Source organism: Streptococcus sp. GMD1S (assembly GCF_000296875.1).
GTDB lineage: Bacteria > Bacillota > Bacilli > Lactobacillales > Streptococcaceae > Streptococcus.
In genome coordinates this window covers 1-604 of the sequence record NZ_AJQY01000421.1, presented here as the reverse complement: position 1 = coordinate 604, position 604 = coordinate 1, and the positions used below count along the sequence as shown (strand labels likewise).

Sequence of the window (604 nt, the reverse complement as noted above, 5' to 3'; positions counted from 1 at the left end):
TGCACACAGCCTTCTGCCACACCAGCAACGACTTGTTCTAGTTTAGCTGGTTCATTTTTACCAGTTGCGACATAGTCGAGGAAGTAAAGAGGCTCCGCACCTGCAGCGATAATATCGTTGACACACATGGCCACACAGTCTTGCCCAATCGTATCATGCTTATCATACTTGATGGCCAACATGAGCTTGGTCCCGACACCATCTGTCCCCGAAATCAAGACTGGCTCTTTGACACCTGTTTTTGAAAGGTCAAACATGCCACCAAAGCCACCAAGAGCTCCCATGACACCTGCACGCTCCGTACGAGCCACGTGCTTTTTGATCCGCTCAACAACTTCATAACCCGCTTCAACATCCACACCCGACTGGGCGTACGCATTTTTATTTGTCATTTTTTAATCCTTTTCTTTTTTGAGAAAGACTGCGACGTATTTTTAGATAAACAATTATTTTATCTAAAAATACTAGTCAGGTCTCTAGCTTTGGTCCCATAGGAGAAAGCGTCTACTGACAAATGCTTTAGCTTTTAGTCAGTAGTGAGACGTGGTGCATAAGCATTTTTATTTGTCATCTTCTCTTCCTTTCCTTTCATGGAGAGTCTTTA

At 43.9% G+C, this 604-nt stretch carries 1 protein-coding gene; it reads right to left on the bottom strand.

From position 1 onward, the window contains the following. A partial coding sequence (locus tag GMD1S_RS10760) for an AIR synthase related protein (RefSeq protein ID WP_000182563.1) occupies positions 1–392 on the bottom strand: 392 nt, incomplete at its 3' end. Between the last annotated feature and the right edge of the window lie 212 nt (positions 393–604).